Origin of the sequence: Tsuneonella aeria (assembly GCF_009827495.1) — a bacterium.
Classification (GTDB): Bacteria; Pseudomonadota; Alphaproteobacteria; order Sphingomonadales; family Sphingomonadaceae; genus Tsuneonella; species Tsuneonella aeria.
The window spans coordinates 622,248-638,169 of the sequence record NZ_WTZA01000001.1; the positions used below are offsets into that span (position 1 = coordinate 622,248).

The window sequence follows — 15,922 nt, forward strand, 5'->3', positions numbered from 1 at the left end:
TTGGATGGGACCGCATCGCCGGCTTGGGCGTTACGGTCCCATGCAAATGACCCTGACACGCACGGGCGTCGGCGATGTCGACGCCCCTTCTTTTACCGTTGAAGACCGGTTCCGCACCATGATCGCGGACGCGGCGTTTCCGTGCGTTGGCGCGAAATCCGCGGCTGCGAAGGGACTGCTGCAGGTTACCCGCGCGCGTGACATCACCAGTGCGTGGAACGACCTGCAGATCACGCACGATCTGCTCGAATGGTCGTGGCGCTACAAGAACGACCAGGACGGGCTGCGCAGCTTCGCGGTGATCTTCGACACGCCATGCGACCTTAGCGAAGTCGAATTCGAGCGGGCCATGTGGCAGCGCCTGCAGTCGATCACGGACAAGGACATGTGGCTGGGCCAATCGCGCGATGATCGGGTGAGCGCGGACCCGGACGATCCCCATTTCTCGCTGAGCTTCGGAGGCGAGGCCTATTTCGCCGTCGGCCTCCACCCCAATGCGTCCCGCCCGGCCCGGCGGTTCGAACGGCCGGCAATCGTGTTCAACCTGCACGACCAGTTCGAACGGTTGCGCGCCGAGGGCCGCTACGAACGAATGCGCGAAAGGATCATCGCCCGCGACGTGGCCCTGGCCGGCACGCCCAACCCGATGCTGGACCGGCACGGCGCGACGAGCGCGGCACGCCAGTACAGCGGCCGGGCAGTGGCCGAAACCTGGACGTGCCCCTTCAAGGATCCACGGGTGTGAACGGGGTGCATGAAATCGCGCCCCGCAGCGGCGTCGCCTTCCCGCTGGCCGCAGGTGAAACCCTTACGGTGATCGATCCGATGGGCATGCAGGTCGCCGATCTGGTGGCGTACAACGCCGACGACCGGCGCGAGGTCATCTCGAACGGGCGGACCTTCGATTACGAGGAGACGATCCGCCTCAGCAAAGGGCATCGCCTCTGGTCGAACCGGTCCCGCATCATGCTGGAGATCATTGACGACACGGTCGGCCGCCACGATTTCCTGCTGACCCCTTGCAGCACGGATACCTTCCGCATCTTTTATCCCGACAAGCCCGTGCACCGCGGCTGTTTCGGCAACCTTGCGGAGGCGCTGGAACCTTTCGGCATAGGGCCCGATGCCATCCCCACTGCGTTTAACCTGTTCATGAACGTGCCGGTGCGGGAAGACGGCGCGCTGAGCGTCGATCCGCCGATCTCCCGCGCCGGCGACATGGTCGTGCTGGAGGCCCGGATGGACTGCATTATCGGATTGACCGCCTGTTCGGCCTACGCATCGAACGGCGGCAGCTTCAAGCCGATCCATTACCGGATCGACTGATCGGCCGCCCGTGCGCCTGTTCCTCGGCCTTCGACCGCCTGCCCCGGTCCGGGACGCATTGCTGGCGGCACAATGCGGTGTGGACGGTGCGCGCTGGCAGGATGAAGACCAGCTCCACCTGACCTTGCGCTTCATAGGCGAGATCGACCATCGCGGCGCGGACGACCTCGGCGCTGCGCTCGGCAGCGTGATGGGGGACGCCTTCGACCTGGCGATCCGCGGCGCCGGCCATTTCGAGCGGAAGGGACGGCCATCGGCGCTCTGGGCCGCGATTGCGCCCTCGGATGGGTTGTTGACCCTTCATCGTCGGGTCGCCTCGGCGTGCCGCGCGGCGGGTGTTCCGCCAGATTCAAAGTCGTTCGTGCCGCACGTGACCCTCGCCCGCCTTGGCGGCCACAGCACGGGGGCGGGCGAATGGCTTGCACGCCACGGCGCGCTTTCCGCCCCGCCGTGGCCGGTCACTTCCTTTCGTCTGTACGAGAGCACGCTCGCGCCGACGGGATCGCGCTACACCACCCTGGCGAAATGGCCCCTTGCCCGACGAACGGCCGACTCAGGCTGACGAACGACGAATCCCGCGGTTGCGATTGCGGGCAAACACGGCTTTGTTGCGCCCATGCGCTAGCCGACCTACCGCCAGCGTGACACCATTCACCGAACGGGGACTTCCTGTACCATGACCAATCGTTTCCTTTCCGCGACGGCGCCACTGGCGCTCGCCAGCGCTCTGCTTTCGGGATGCACCACCATGCAGGATACCACGACTGCCGCCACGCCCGTGACAGATGCGCCTGTTGCCGTCGCCATTCCCGAGGGTACGGGCTACTTCGCATCCGACAGCACGCTCCCCTTCCTGGCGCCCGACTTCACGAAGATCAGCGAAGACGATTACGTCCCCGCGTTCGAGCAGGGCATGGCCATCCAGAAGGCCGAAGTGGCCGCGATCACCGCCAACCCGGCGGCCCCAACGTTCGAAAACACGATCGTCGCGCTGGAGAAATCGGGCCGTATGCTGGGCCGCGTGGCGACCGTGTTCTTCGCGCTCACCGGCTCCAACACCACCGACCGGCTTGACGAGATCAACGAACAGATCAGCCCCAAGCTGACGGCGCACGGCGATTCCATCACGCTCGACCCGGCGCTCTTCGCGCGCGTGAAGGCGGTTTACGATAACCGCGCCGCGATGACGATGACGCCGGAAGACGCCAAGCTGCTGGAAACCACGTACGAGAACATGGTCCAGGCCGGCGCGATGCTGACCGATGCCCAGCGCGAGCAGGTGAAGGCTCTCAACAGCGAGCTGTCCACCACGACCACCCAGTTCGGCCAGCGCCTGCGGGAAGCGACCCTCGCCAACGCGCTGATCGTCGATACCCGGGCAGAGCTTGCGGGATTGAGCGATGCGGATATCACCGCGGCCGCCAAGCTGGCCGAAGAAAAGGGCCAGCCGGGCAAGTTCGCCATCGCCCTGCAGAACACCACGCAGCAGCCACTGCTCCCCTCGTTGACCAACCGCGCGGTGCGCGAACGGCTGATGAAGGCCAGCCTCCACCGCGCCGACCAGGGCGGGCCGAACGACACCCGCCTGCTGCTGGCCCGCATCGCCAGCCTGCGCGCGCAGAAGGCGGCCCTGTTCGGCAAGCCCGACTGGGCGACCTACACGATGTGGGACCGGATGGCCGAAACGCCGAAGACCGCACTCGACTTCATGGGGCAGATGGTGCCGCCACTCGCCGCCACCCAGCGCCGCGAGGCCGCGCTGCTCAATCAGCAAATCCGCAAGGAAGGCGGCAAGTTTACCGTCCAGCCGTGGGACTGGTACCGCTACGCCAACAAGGTGAAGGCCGAACGCTACGACCTCGACGAGGACAAGGTCGCCGAATACTTCCAGATCGACAAGGTGCTGGAAGATGGCGTGTTCTACGCCGCGGAACAGCTGTACGGCCTGAAGTTCGCCAAGCGCACGGACCTGCCTGTCTATCACCCCGATGTGACGGTCTATACCGTGTTCGATCGGGACGGCAGCGAGCTCGGCCTGTTTTACTTCGACCCGTACCAGCGGCCCAGCAAGCGCGGCGGCGCCTGGATGAGCAACTTCGTGGACCAGAGCTACCTGTGGGGCACCAAGCCGGTGATCTACAACGTACTCAACATCCCCAAGGCGCCCGCCGGCGAGGCCCAACTCGTCAGCTTCGACAACGTGAACACCATGTTCCACGAATTCGGCCACGCGCTGCACGGGTTCTTCGCCGACCAGAAGTACGTGAGCCTGTCGGGCACGGCCACGGCGCGCGACTTCGTGGAATATCCGAGCCAGGTGAATGAGCTGTGGGCGACTTATCCGTCGGTCCTGTCAAACTATGCCAAACACTACAAGACGGGCGAGACGATCCCGCAGGCGATGATCGACAAGCTGGAGGAAGCGGGCAAGTTCAACCAGGGCTATGATTTCGGCGAAGTCGTGGCAGCCGCGCTGCTCGACATGAAGTGGCACGCGCTCACCCCGGCCGAAGCGGCAGCGATCGACACGCCCGCGGAAGTGGACGCGTTCGAACGTCGCGCACTGACGGAGCTCGGGCTGGAAGTGGACCTCGTGCCGCCGCGTTATCGCAGCAGCTACTTCAACCACATATTCTCGAGCCCGGCCGGATATTCCGCGGGCTATTACAGCTACTTGTGGACCGAGATGCTCGACAAGGACAGCCGCAAGTGGTTCCTCGACAACGGCGGGCTGACGCGCAAGAACGGCGACCACTACCGCGCCACCGTGCTCAGCCGCGGCGGGACGATGGATTATTACCAGATGTTCCAGAACTTCCTCGGCCGCCGTCCCGACGTTCGCCCGATGCTGGAATCGCGCGGCCTGGTTGGCGGTGACACCCCGCCCGAAGCTGCGACGACCGACGACGGCGGCAACGGCACAGGCACGCCGAAGTCCTGACCCGCGATAAGCTCTTCCGGCGGCGTTAAGTCGCCGGAAGGGACACCGCTTAACCCTCGATTGCGGGCTGTTCCGCCAAGGGACAGTGGCTACCACTCCCCTCGCCTGTGCGCGAGGTAACCGGTAGGCGGCCCGCTTCGAGGAGTTTTGTGCGCAACACCCCTGCCCCGACACGTGGCCCTGTCTATCCCCGCCACCGAGCGACGTGGCGGGACCGGATTCGCGCGCTGCTGACAATCGACGGGCCGCACCGCGGGCGCCGGATGCTGACGTTGGCAGCGGCGGTAACCTTCCCCGCGATGGCCGCGCCCGGTGGCTGGCACGCTCTCGGCCCCGCGGCGGAGGCGGCCCCCGTCCGGCTCATGCCGTTCGAGACCGCCGGCCTCAGCTTCCCCGGCTCGGCATTCTACTACCTGGAGGATGTTTCGGGGCTTCCCGACGACGCCCCGCCCGCGCCGATCGCGACCGGCGCGCGCTGGGATGCGGAACCCGCCCTGGCCCCTGCAGTCAGCGCGGCTGCCTTCCGCGCGGCGGGCAGCGGGCTCGACAAGGCCCGCGCGCTTCAGTGCATGACGATGGCGCTTTATTACGAGGCCGCGAACGAACCTGCCGACGGGCAGCGCGCGGTGGCGCAGGTGATCCTGAACCGAGTGGCCCACCCCAGCTATCCGGCCAGCGTGTGCGGCGTCGTGTTCCAGGGCAGCGAGCGGCGCACAGGCTGCCAGTTCTCCTTCACCTGCGACGGATCGCTGGCCCGCATTCCTGCCCGCGCGGCCTGGGACCGGGCGCGCGGGATCGCTGCCGCAGCGCTGGCGGGCTATGTTCACCGCCCGGTCGGCTTCGCGACGCACTATCACGCCACGTACGTCCTGCCTTACTGGGCATCGAGCCTGGAAAACGTCGGCACGATTGGCCTGCACACGTTCTACAAGTGGCGCGGCGTCGCGGGCCGCAGCGACGCGTTCGCGGCGCGTTATCGCGGGCACGAGCCGGCCGCGGCCCCGCACCCACGGGCGGCATCCCCCGTCGCCGATTCCGCGGCGGATCCGGTCGTGCTGGCGGAGGCCTACGAAGCGGCGCGGCGCAAGGCTGCCGACACGGCCGCCTTCGCTCCGGTCGCGTCGGAGTTCGCTGCGTCAGCTTCGTCCCGCACCGTTGCGCCCGCGCCCGTTGTCGACACGCTCCCGCAGGCGAGCAACGTGAAGCCCGAATACGCCAACTCGGGCCGCTGGATCGCGCAACCCGGTGCACGCCCCGCGGGGTAAACGCCCTGGCAACCGTGTCGCTATACCGGGGCGTAGGAGTGTGCCGCCATACGCCGTTGCGCCATTCGGGCTCGCAGGAAAGCAGTATCATCATGCCTCTTCATTTCGCCGCCGCGCGGGGTGCCTCGCCCGCGCCGGTCGCCCGCGCGCTCACCGCGCCGCGGCCTTACGACGCTGCGAACGATAACGGCCGCCGCCTGGCCGACGACGCGTTGCTCGATGACGCGCTGCGCCACTTTGCCACGCACGGCCTGGGCGCCCTGTCCGTGGCCCGCGCCAACCTTGCAGCCGCCGAAAGCGCGGGCGACGCCACTGGGCGCGTTCGATGGCAGGCGATCTGTCAGGCGTTTGATCGCAGGACCACTCGCCTCCGTTGATCGATCGCGAAAGGTGACTCATCGAGGTGCCGACGGACCGCGTTGCAATTGATAACTAATTGCAAAGATTGTTTGCGCCGCTGCCCTATTGCCGGTTGCAATGAACGCCCCCCGGGCCTAGGTCCGCCATCGAATTCACGGGCTGCCGCGCCTGCGGGACGGGGCATGCCGACCGATGGCCGATCCCGCGCGATGGAAGGATTGCTCTCCCTATGGCCCGGAACAAGATCGCGCGCGCCAAGATCGCCCTCGTCGGCGCCGGCATGATTGGCGGCACGCTCGCTCATCTCGCCGCGAAGAAGGAAATGGGCGACATCGTCCTGTTCGATATTGCCGAGGGGATTCCCCAGGGCAAGGCGCTCGACCTCAGCCAATGCGGCCCGATCGAAGGGTTCGACGCGAAGGTCACCGGCACCAATTCCTACGAGGATATTGCCGGCGCCGACGTGGTGATCGTCACCGCCGGCGTGCCGCGCAAGCCGGGGATGAGCCGCGACGATCTGCTCGGCATCAACCTCAAGGTGATGAAATCGGTCGGCGAAGGCATCCGCGATCATGCGCCCGATGCCTTCGTTATCTGCATCACCAATCCGCTCGACGCGATGGTCTGGGCCCTGCGCGAATTTTCCGGCCTGCCGCACAACAAGGTGGTCGGCATGGCCGGCGTGCTCGACAGCGCACGCTTCGCGACGTTCCTCGCCTGGGAGTTCGGGGTTTCGGTGAAGGACGTGAACGCCTTCGTCCTCGGCGGACACGGCGACACGATGGTCCCGGTCACCAGCTACACCACCGTCAGCGGTATCCCGGTCAATGATCTTGCGAAGATCAAGGGGATCGACGCCAGCCGCATCGACGAAATCGTCCAGCGGACCCGTTCCGGCGGTGGAGAGATCGTCGGCCTGCTGAAGACGGGCAGCGCGTACTACGCCCCCGCCACCAGCGCAATCGCGATGGCCGAAGCCTACCTCGGCGACCAGAAGCGAATCCTCCCGGTCGCCGCCTACGTAGAAGGCAAGTACGGCCTCGACGGCCTCTACGTCGGTGTCCCCGCCGTCATCGGCGCGAACGGCATCGAGGAAGTGGTCGAGATCGCATTGTCGGATGAGGAGAAGGCCAACCTCAAGGTCTCGACCGACGCGGTCGAGGAACTCCTGGTGGCCTGCAAGGGGCTGGATAGCGAACTGGCTTGACGATGTTGGCGATCGACCAGCCACCGGTTGTCGAAGCGGTCGCCCCGTTGCCGACACCGTTCCGGGTGTTCCAGGAAGCGTGCCTTGAAGGCAATGCGACGCTGGACCCCGACCGTGTCGAGGCGGTAAAATTTCGTGAATTGCCCGAAGACGCCCAGATCATGATCCGGTTCGCGCTGCCGCTTGGATCGGCCAACAGCTGGTCGATGCGTCCGCCGATGACGTCACAGGTCATGGAGAGGATATATCGACTGGCTGGCGAATCCGATGCCTATCTCATGCTGCCCGACGGAACGGGCGACACCGGTTTCGCCAATGTGTGTTCGGTCGTCGTCGAGGGCGCGACGTTCGGCGACACGAGGGGTGCGATATTGCATGAACGCACGTCATCGAACTTGCCGAAATCCGCTCTAGGCAGTCGGGCCCTACCTTACGTGGCGCACTACGCCGATGGCTATCAACTTACGGCTGCCGAGCACAATGGCTGGGCGATCGCCGCAACTGTCCCGGGCCAGGTCCCGGTGGGAGAATCGAGCAAATGAGCATCCTCGTCGACAAGAATACCAAGGTCATCACGCAAGGTATGACCGGCGAAACCGGCACGTTCCACACGCAGCAGGCGCTCGACTACGGCACGCAGATGGTCGCCGGCGTCACCCCGGGCAAAGGCGGGACTGAACACATCGGCCTGCCGGTCTATGACACTGTGGCGGAGGCGGTCTCGGCCACCGGCGCCACCGCGAGCTGCATCTATGTGCCGCCGCCGTTCGCCGCGGATTCCATCCTCGAGGCGATCGACGCCGAAGTGCCGCTGATCGTGTGCATCACCGAAGGCATCCCGGTGCTCGACATGGTGCGCGTCAAGCGCGCGCTTTCGGGAAGCAGGAGCAGGCTGATTGGGCCCAACTGCCCCGGCGTGCTCACCCCCGGCGAGTGCAAGATCGGCATCATGCCCGGCTCCATCTTCAAGAAGGGCAGCGTCGGCGTCGTCAGCCGCTCCGGCACGTTGACCTATGAAGCCGTGCACCAGACCACGATGGTCGGCCTCGGCCAGACGACCGCGGTCGGCATCGGCGGCGATCCGGTCAACGGCACGAACTTCATCGACGTGCTCGAACTGTTCCTCAAGGACGACGCCACCAAGTCGATCATCATGATCGGCGAGATCGGCGGCAGCGCCGAGGAAGAGGCGGCCGAGTTCATCGCTCACCAGGCGAAGAAGGGCGTGCGCAAGCCGATGGTCGGCTTCATCGCCGGGCGCACCGCGCCTCCGGGCCGCCGCATGGGCCACGCCGGCGCGATCGTCTCGGGCGGCCAGGGCGGCGCGGACGACAAGATCGAGGCGATGGAGAAGGCGGGGATCACCGTATCCCCTTCGCCCAGCGAACTCGGCACCACGATGGACGCGTTGCTGAAGGAACTTGCGTGAGGACGGCGGGTCTCATCTGACGACGCCTCACGCCGAAGGAGGCCCCGGGACCTGCCGGGGCGTATAAGTGACTGTTTATGAGTAACGAGCTGCACGATTTCCTCCCCGACGACCCGCAACCCGGGCCGACGTGGGCCCGCGCGAAGTGGCCGCTGGTCGGTGGGGAAAGCGAAGACGATCTGACCCAGGCGCTCGATCCCACGGCGATGACGCTGGCGGTGAAGGCCGCGGCAGGCACGAAGCCCGGCAAGGCGCTCGACGATGCGGCGGTAGAGCAGGCGGCCGCCGATTCCATCCGCGCGATGATGCTGGTGCGGACCTACCGGGTGCGCGGGCACCTCGCCGCGGAGCTTGATCCCTTGGGCCTGTCGCACCGCGAGTTGCCGGCAGACCTCACGCCCGAATACCATGGCTTTACGGGTGACGCGCTGGAACGGCCTGTCTTTGTCGGCGGGACCCTCGGTCTCGAATGGACCACGATCCGCGAACTGGTCGCCATTCTCAGCAAGAATTACTGCGGCCACGTCGGCTTCGAATACATGCACATCGCCGACGTGGAGGAGCGCCGCTTCATCCAGGAACGGATCGAGGGGCCTGACAAGGTCATCACCTTCACGCCCGAAGGCAAGCGGGCGATTCTTTCGGCCGTGATCCGCGGCGAACAGTACGAAAAGTTCCTCGGCAAGAAATACGTCGGCACAAAGCGTTTCGGCCTCGATGGCGGGGAAAGCATGATCCCGGCGCTCGAAGCGGTGATCAAGTACGGCGGCCAGCTGGGCGTGCGCGAAATCATCTACGGAATGGCTCACCGCGGCCGGCTCAACGTGCTCGCCAACGTGATGGCGAAACCTTACCGCGTTATCTTCCACGAATTCTCGGGCGGCAGCGCGAACCCCGAAGACGTCGGCGGATCGGGCGACGTGAAATATCACCTCGGCACCAGCACAGACCGCGAATTCGACGGCATCACCGTCCACATGAGCCTGGTGCCCAACCCAAGCCACCTCGAAACCGTCAATCCCGTCGTGCTTGGCAAGGCGCGGGCCCAGCAGGCGATCCGCGACGATCTCATGCAGCACGAACAGGTGCTGCCTGTGCTGATCCACGGCGACGCGGCTTTCGCCGGCCAGGGCATTGTATGGGAATGCCTCGGCTTTTCGGGCGTGCGCGGCTACAACACCGGCGGTTGCATCCACTTCGTGATCAACAACCAGATCGGGTTCACCACCAGCCCGCAATTCGCGCGCAGTTCCCCCTACCCGTCGGACGTGGCCAAGGGCATCCAGGCGCCGATCCTGCACGTGAACGGCGACGATCCCGAAGCGGTAACCTACGCCTGCAAGCTCGCGATCGAGTATCGCCAGCGGTTCAAGCGCGACATCGTGATCGACATGTGGTGCTATCGCCGCTTCGGCCACAACGAGGGCGACGAACCGAGCTTCACGCAGCCGCTGATGTACGCGGCGATCCGCAAACATGGCCGCGTCAGCGATATCTACTCCGCACGCCTGAAGCGCGAAGGGGTGATCGCCGAAGGCGATGCGGATGCGATGTGCGATGCGTTCAACGCCAACCTGGAACAGGAATTTTCCGCGGCTGCCAGCTACAAGCCCAATGCCGCCGACTGGTTCGGCGGGCGCTGGGCGGGCCTCAACAAGCCTGTCGATCCCGAAGACGCGCGGCGAAACGTCGACACCGCGATCCCGCGCAAGCTGATTGACAGCCTGGGCCGCACGCTGACCACCGTTCCGGACGACCTGACGATCCACAAGACGCTGGAGCGCGTGCTGGAAGCAAAGCGGCAGATGTTCGCCAATGGCGAAGGGTTCGACTGGGCAACGGCCGAGGCGCTCGCCTATGGCAGCCTCGTCACCGAAGGCTTCGGCGTGCGCCTGTCGGGCCAGGATTCCGGGCGCGGCACGTTCAGCCAGCGGCACGCCGTGTGGCTCGACCAGACGGACGAACGCAAGTACATCCCGCTGACCCAGCTGCCGCACGGCAAGTTCGAAGTCTATGACAGCCCGCTGTCCGAATACGGCGTGCTGGGCTTCGAATACGGCTTCGCGATGGCCGATCCCAAGTCGCTGGTATTGTGGGAAGCGCAGTTCGGCGACTTTGCCAACGGTGCACAGATCGTCCTCGACCAGTACATCGCGGCGGGCGAGGCCAAGTGGCTGCGCGCCAACGGCCTCGTCATGCTGCTGCCGCACGGCTACGAAGGCCAGGGCCCCGAACACAGCTCCGCCAGGCTGGAGCGGTTCCTGCAACTGTGCGCGGACGACAACCTGCAGGTTTGCAACATCACCGTGCCGGCGAATTACTTCCACGTCCTGCGCCGCCAGATGCTCCGCCCGTTCCGCAAGCCGCTGGTAATCATGACCCCGAAGAGCCTGCTGCGCCACCCGATGGCGAAGAGCAGCCTGTCGGAATTCACCGGTGAAAGCCACTTCCGACGCATCGTCTCCGACACGGCGGACATGCCGGACGAAAAGGTCCGCCGCCTGGTGCTGTGCAGCGGCAAGGTGGCCTACGACCTCATCGCCGCCCGCGACGAGGCTGGCCTGGATGATGTCTCGATCGTCCGGCTCGAACAGCTTTATCCCTTCCCCGGAGATCCGCTGGCGGTGCGCATGGAGCGCATGACGAACCTGCAGGAGGTCGTCTGGTGCCAGGAGGAACCGCGCAACAACGGCGCGTGGTTCTTCGTGGAAAGCAAGATCGAGGCTGCACTGAACGAAGCCGGCCACACCGGCATGCGGCCGCGTTATGCCGGACGGAAGGCGGCGGCTTCGCCAGCCACCGGCTTTGCGAAGCGCCATGAGGAACAGCAGCGCGCGCTGGTCGCGGCCGCTCTCGATCTGGACGGCGCCGGCGCCGTGCCGGCCGATCGTCCTGCGGCCGCCAAGCAGAAACCCGCTTGAGGAACCACGATATGTCCAAGGAAGTCACAGTCCCCACGCTGGGTGAATCCGTCAGCGAAGCAACCATCGGTGAATGGCTCAAGAAACCCGGTGACGCGGTGAAGGCCGACGAGCCGATCGTCAGCCTGGAAACCGACAAGGTGGCGATCGAGGTGCCCTCGCCCGTCGCCGGCGTCATGGGCGAACACAAGGTGGCGGTTGGCGATACGGTCGAGGTCGGCGCCCTGATTGCCGTGATCGAGGACGACGTCGCCCCTGGCGAAAGCACCAACGTGGAGCCGCGGACAGAGGCCGCCCCCGCAGAAGCTACCGCCGCGCCCACGCCCGCACCTTCTCCCGCAGCGGACACGGGCGCCCCGGCCCAGGCGAAAAGTCAGGGTTCCGACGCCACGCAGACCCTCAGCCCCGCTGTGCGCCGCGCGGTGCTCGAGCACGGCGTCGATCCTTCGAGCATCAAGGGAAGCGGCAAGGACGGCCGTTTGACCAAGGAAGACGTGCTCGCCGCTGCCACCGCGAAGAAGGAAACCGGGGACTCGCCGGCACCCGCTGCCAGCACCGCCCCGCCAACTGCGGGCGGCGGCGAGCGGCGCGAGGAGCGGGTCAAGATGACCCGCATGCGCCAGACCATCGCCAAGCGCCTCAAGAGCGCGCAAGAAACTGCCGCGCTGCTCACGACTTTCAACGACGTGGACATGACCGCGGTCATGGAAACGCGCGAGAAGTTCAAGGATACCTTCGCGAAGAAGCACGACATCAAACTCGGCTTCATGAGCTTTTTCGCCAAGGCTGCGTGCCTGGCGCTGAAGGATATCCCTTCGGTCAATGCACAGATCGACGGCGAAGAAATCGTCTATTTCGACTATGTCGACATCTCGGTAGCGGTCAGCGCGCCCAACGGCCTGGTCGTGCCGGTGGTTCGCGATGCGCATGCGAAATCCTTTGCGCAGATCGAGAAGGACATCGCCGACTTCGGCAAGCGCGCCAAGGACGGCACCCTGACGATGGACGACATGAAGGGCGGAACCTTCACGATCTCCAACGGCGGCGTGTTCGGCGGCCTCATGTCGACGCCGATCATCAATCCGCCGCAGAGCGCCGTGCTCGGCCTCCACCGGATCGAGGATCGCCCGGTCGTCCGCAATGGCGAGATCGTGATCCGCCCGATGATGTACATCGCGCTATCCTACGATCACCGCCTGATCGACGGGCGCGAGGCGGTGACGGCGCTCAAGACGATCAAGGAAGCCATCGAAGATCCGATGCGGATGCTGATCGACCTGTGATGCGCGCTCGCTCCTTCCGCGCGGCCAGCATCGCCCTGACCGGCGCAGCGGCCGTCCTTGCCCTGTCGGGATGCGATGCCGCGACACAGATCGCAGGTGACGCGGTGCGCGGGGAAGCCCGCACCGCGATCGATCTGCAATGCCGCCAGGTGGCGGAAAACGCCGGCATCGTGGCGGGGCGGGTGGCGGAGGTGTGCGCCTGCAGCGTCGAGACATTCCTTGCCGAAAGCGATGTGTCCGTCCCCGACGTCAGCCCGGCGCGGATCGAGACTATCGTGAATTCCTGCGCCGGCGCGACAGGCGCGAACAGCGACAAACAGATTTTGCCCACGGAGGAAGCGGGTGGCTGACCAGACTTACGACTACGACGTCCTCGTTATCGGCGCCGGCCCGGGCGGCTATGTCGCCGCCATCCGCGCGGCGCAGCTCGGGCTGAAGACCGCTTGCGCCGAAAGCCGCGAGACACTCGGCGGCACGTGCCTCAACGTCGGGTGCATCCCGTCCAAGGCGATGCTCCACGCCAGCGAGTTCTTCGATGCGGCCGCGAACGGCACGATGGCCAGGATGGGCGTCGTCGTCGAGCCGAAGCTCGATCTCGAAACCATGCACGGCCAGCGGCGCGACGCGGTGAAGCAGCTGACCGGCGGGATCGAGTTCCTGTTCAAGAAGAACAAGGTGGACTGGAAGAAGGGTCGCGCCAGCTTCGTTGATGCCCACACCGTCAGAGTGGGTGAGGAGACCGTCACGGCGAAAAACGTGATCATCGCCACCGGTTCCTCCGTCACACCCCTGCCGGGCGTGGAGGTGGACAACGAAGCGCAGGTCGTGGTCGATTCCACCGGGGCGCTGGAACTGCGCCAGGTGCCGAAGAAGATGGTCGTCATCGGCGGCGGGGTTATCGGGCTGGAGCTCGGCTCGGTCTGGCGGCGGCTCGGCGCGGAAGTGACCGTCGTCGAATTTCTCGACCAGCTGCTGCCCGGCATGGACATGGACCTACGCAAGGAAGCGGCAAAGATCTTCAAGAAACAGGGCATGACCCTCATGATGGGCACCAAGGTCACCGGCTGCGCTGTGAACGGCACCAGCGCAACGCTGACGGTGGAACCCGCCGCCGGCGGTGACAGCCAGGCGATCGAGGCCGACTGCGTCCTCGTTTCCATCGGTCGCCGCCCCAATGTGGATGGTCTCAACCTCGAAGCGATCGGTCTCGAGCTCAACCAGCGCGGCCAGATCGAAACCGACCACGACTTCCGCACGGCGGTGGACGGCGTGTGGGCGATCGGTGACGTCATCCCCGGCCCGATGCTCGCGCACAAGGCCGAGGACGAAGGCATCGCCTGCGCCGAGAACATCGCCGGCCAGACCGGCATCGTCAATCACGCGGTGATCCCTGGCGTGGTCTACACCTGGCCCGAATTCGCCGGTGTCGGGCTCACCGAAGAGCAGGCGATCGAAAAGGCAGGTGGCGACAAGGCCGGTATCAAGATCGGCAAGTTCCCCATGATGGCCAACAGCCGGGCCAAGACGAACCACGAGCCGGATGGCTTCGTGAAGGTGATCGCTGATGCACAGACCGACCGCGTGCTTGGCGTCTGGTGTATTGCCAGCGTCGCCGGGACGATGATCGCACAAGCGGCGCAGGCAATGGAATTCGGCGCAACCAGCGAAGACATTGCCTACACCTGCCACGCCCACCCGACACATTCGGAAGCGATCAAGGAAGCGGCGATGGGCGTTCGAGGAAAGCCGATCCACATCTGATCCGCACCGGGCGATGCGGCGGCGTCCTGTCCCTCTCGCCGCGATGGCGCTGGCCGCTACGGTGATCGCCGGCGCGGCGTGGCAATACGGCGCCGGCGCGCCTTCTTCCTATCCGCTGGTCAACCTGGCCGCTTTGGCCGTGGGACTGATAATTATCCCGCTCATGCGCCGCGTGCCTGACGGGGCGGCGCTGGCCGCCGCGCCAGCCGCGGCGCTGATCGCGCTCGGCTTTGGCCCAGCGATTGACGGTGTGGAGCGCTGGCTGGCGATCGGCCCGCTGCGATTGCACGCGCTGATGCTTACCGGCCCCATGCTCGCCGTTACGCTCCAGCGCCGTGGCGGGTGGACGGGCGCCGCCGCCGCAGGCGCGACCGGCCTCCTGATCCTTGCCCAACCCGACCGGGCCGCATCTTTCGCGCTAGTCGCAGCGACCGCGGCCGCCGGGCTTGTGCGGCGCGATCGTCCTGCCATGGTAGCATTCGTTGTCACGCTCGCCACCGGGGCGCTCTGCATGTTGCGTGCTGACCCGCTTGAACCCGTGCAGTTCGTCGAAGGCGTGGCAAACGACCTTGCCGCGAGCGGCGGCATGCTGCCGTTAGCCGTCTGGTGCTGCTCGCTGTTGCTGTGCTCTCTTCCGCGGTGCTTAACCCGGAACGCAAGTGCGGAGGGTTGGGCCTCGCCGCTTGGACCGGCGCCCTTGTGGTTGCATCGATTCTGGGTCCTTACCCCACCCCGCTCATTGGCTATGGCGCCGCGTCGATCCTGGGCTATTGCCTGGGCCTTGGTGCCCTGCGAGGGAGCACGCGATGACGATAATCCGGCTGGCCGAGGCGCTGCATGGGTGATCGCGCACTTTGCTGGAAAACTGATCGATGGCGGGGGGAGCTAAGATGAGGCGCCTGGCGCGGTGGCATATCTGGCTTGGCTGGCTGGTCGGCGTGCCGATGCTCCTGTGGACGCTCAGCGGCGTGCTGATGGTCGTGCGCCCGATAGAGGACGTGCGCGGGACCCATTTGCGCCTCAATCCGGAGCAACGCCCTGCCCTCACGATCACACCCGCTCAGATCACGGCCGGCCCCGGCCAGACGATTTCGGAGCTACGATCGTTCATGCAGCACGGCCGCGCGATCACGCTCGCCACGGCACCCGACGGCCGCATCACGCGTTACGACGCGGCGACAGGCGCAGCCCTTCCGCCCCTTGACGAGGCGGAAGCGCGCGTTGTGCTCCGCTCTGCCGTCCGCGGGGGAGACCAGGTGACGATCATCCGCGGCTTCGATCCCCGGAATCCCCCGCTCGACCTGCGCAAGCCGGTCGCGGTATGGCAGGCGACTCTGACTGACGGCACGCGGGTCTACATCAACCGGGACAGCGGCGAAATCGAAGCCGTGCGCACCCGCTGGTGGCGGTTCTACGATTTCATGTGAGG

The 15,922-nt window shown here is 65.9% G+C and carries 15 protein-coding genes; all 15 read left to right on the forward strand.

Annotated elements, in window-relative coordinates:
* Positions 1-46: 46 nt before the first annotated feature.
* Positions 47-745 (forward strand): guanitoxin biosynthesis heme-dependent pre-guanitoxin N-hydroxylase GntA, encoded by a 699-nt coding sequence (gntA, locus tag GRI40_RS02970; protein WP_160609959.1) that lies wholly within the window; start codon positions 47-49, stop codon positions 743-745.
* 5 nt (positions 746-750) lie between these two features.
* Complete coding sequence (locus tag GRI40_RS02975) at positions 751-1,326, forward strand: DUF1989 domain-containing protein (RefSeq protein ID WP_420006870.1); 576 nt, start codon at positions 751-753, stop codon at positions 1,324-1,326.
* Between the two features lie 10 nt (positions 1,327-1,336).
* A complete protein-coding gene (thpR, locus tag GRI40_RS02980) occupies positions 1,337-1,888 on the forward strand; it encodes an RNA 2',3'-cyclic phosphodiesterase (RefSeq protein ID WP_160609961.1) in 552 nt (183 codons plus the stop codon).
* 114 nt (positions 1,889-2,002) lie between these two features.
* Positions 2,003-4,267, forward strand: coding sequence for a M3 family metallopeptidase (locus tag GRI40_RS02985; RefSeq protein WP_160609962.1), 2,265 nt, complete (start codon positions 2,003-2,005; stop codon positions 4,265-4,267).
* Between the two features lie 149 nt (positions 4,268-4,416).
* Positions 4,417-5,532, forward strand: coding sequence for a cell wall hydrolase (locus GRI40_RS02990; protein ID WP_337190478.1), 1,116 nt, complete (start codon positions 4,417-4,419; stop codon positions 5,530-5,532).
* A 92-nt stretch (positions 5,533-5,624) separates the two neighbouring features.
* The gene (locus tag GRI40_RS02995) at positions 5,625-5,909 is read left to right on the forward strand and encodes a hypothetical protein (protein ID WP_160609963.1); all 285 of its coding nucleotides are present in this window, start codon (positions 5,625-5,627) and stop codon (positions 5,907-5,909) included.
* Between the two features lie 227 nt (positions 5,910-6,136).
* Positions 6,137-7,099, forward strand: coding sequence for a malate dehydrogenase (gene mdh, locus GRI40_RS03000; RefSeq protein ID WP_160611365.1), 963 nt, complete (start codon positions 6,137-6,139; stop codon positions 7,097-7,099).
* The gene (locus GRI40_RS03005) at positions 7,096-7,641 is read left to right on the forward strand and encodes a hypothetical protein (RefSeq protein ID WP_160609964.1); all 546 of its coding nucleotides are present in this window, start codon (positions 7,096-7,098) and stop codon (positions 7,639-7,641) included. Before mdh ends, GRI40_RS03005 begins: the two co-directional genes overlap by 4 nt.
* Positions 7,638-8,528, forward strand: coding sequence for a succinate--CoA ligase subunit alpha (gene sucD, locus GRI40_RS03010; protein WP_160609965.1), 891 nt, complete (start codon positions 7,638-7,640; stop codon positions 8,526-8,528). The genes GRI40_RS03005 and sucD overlap by 4 nt, the downstream gene beginning before the upstream one ends.
* Before the next feature lie 77 nt (positions 8,529-8,605).
* On the forward strand, positions 8,606-11,449 hold the full coding sequence (locus tag GRI40_RS03015; protein ID WP_160609966.1) for a 2-oxoglutarate dehydrogenase E1 component: 2,844 nt from the start codon (positions 8,606-8,608) through the stop codon (positions 11,447-11,449).
* Positions 11,450-11,460: 11 nt separating this feature from the next.
* Entirely contained in the window at positions 11,461-12,732 is a 1,272-nt protein-coding gene (gene odhB / locus GRI40_RS03020) for a 2-oxoglutarate dehydrogenase complex dihydrolipoyllysine-residue succinyltransferase (RefSeq protein ID WP_160609967.1), read from the forward strand.
* On the forward strand, positions 12,732-13,082 hold the full coding sequence (locus GRI40_RS03025) for a hypothetical protein (RefSeq protein WP_160609968.1): 351 nt from the start codon (positions 12,732-12,734) through the stop codon (positions 13,080-13,082). Before odhB ends, GRI40_RS03025 begins: the two co-directional genes overlap by 1 nt.
* Positions 13,075-14,493, forward strand: coding sequence for a dihydrolipoyl dehydrogenase (gene lpdA / locus GRI40_RS03030; protein WP_160609969.1), 1,419 nt, complete (start codon positions 13,075-13,077; stop codon positions 14,491-14,493). Before GRI40_RS03025 ends, lpdA begins: the two co-directional genes overlap by 8 nt.
* A 61-nt stretch (positions 14,494-14,554) precedes the next feature.
* Positions 14,555-15,382: a hypothetical protein gene (locus GRI40_RS03035; protein WP_160609970.1), complete on the forward strand. Its 828-nt coding sequence runs from the start codon at positions 14,555-14,557 to the stop codon at positions 15,380-15,382.
* 1 nt (position 15,383) lies between these two features.
* Positions 15,384-15,920, forward strand: a complete 537-nt coding sequence (locus tag GRI40_RS03040) for a hypothetical protein (RefSeq protein ID WP_237488982.1) — start codon at positions 15,384-15,386, stop codon at positions 15,918-15,920.
* Positions 15,921-15,922: the final 2 nt, after the last annotated feature.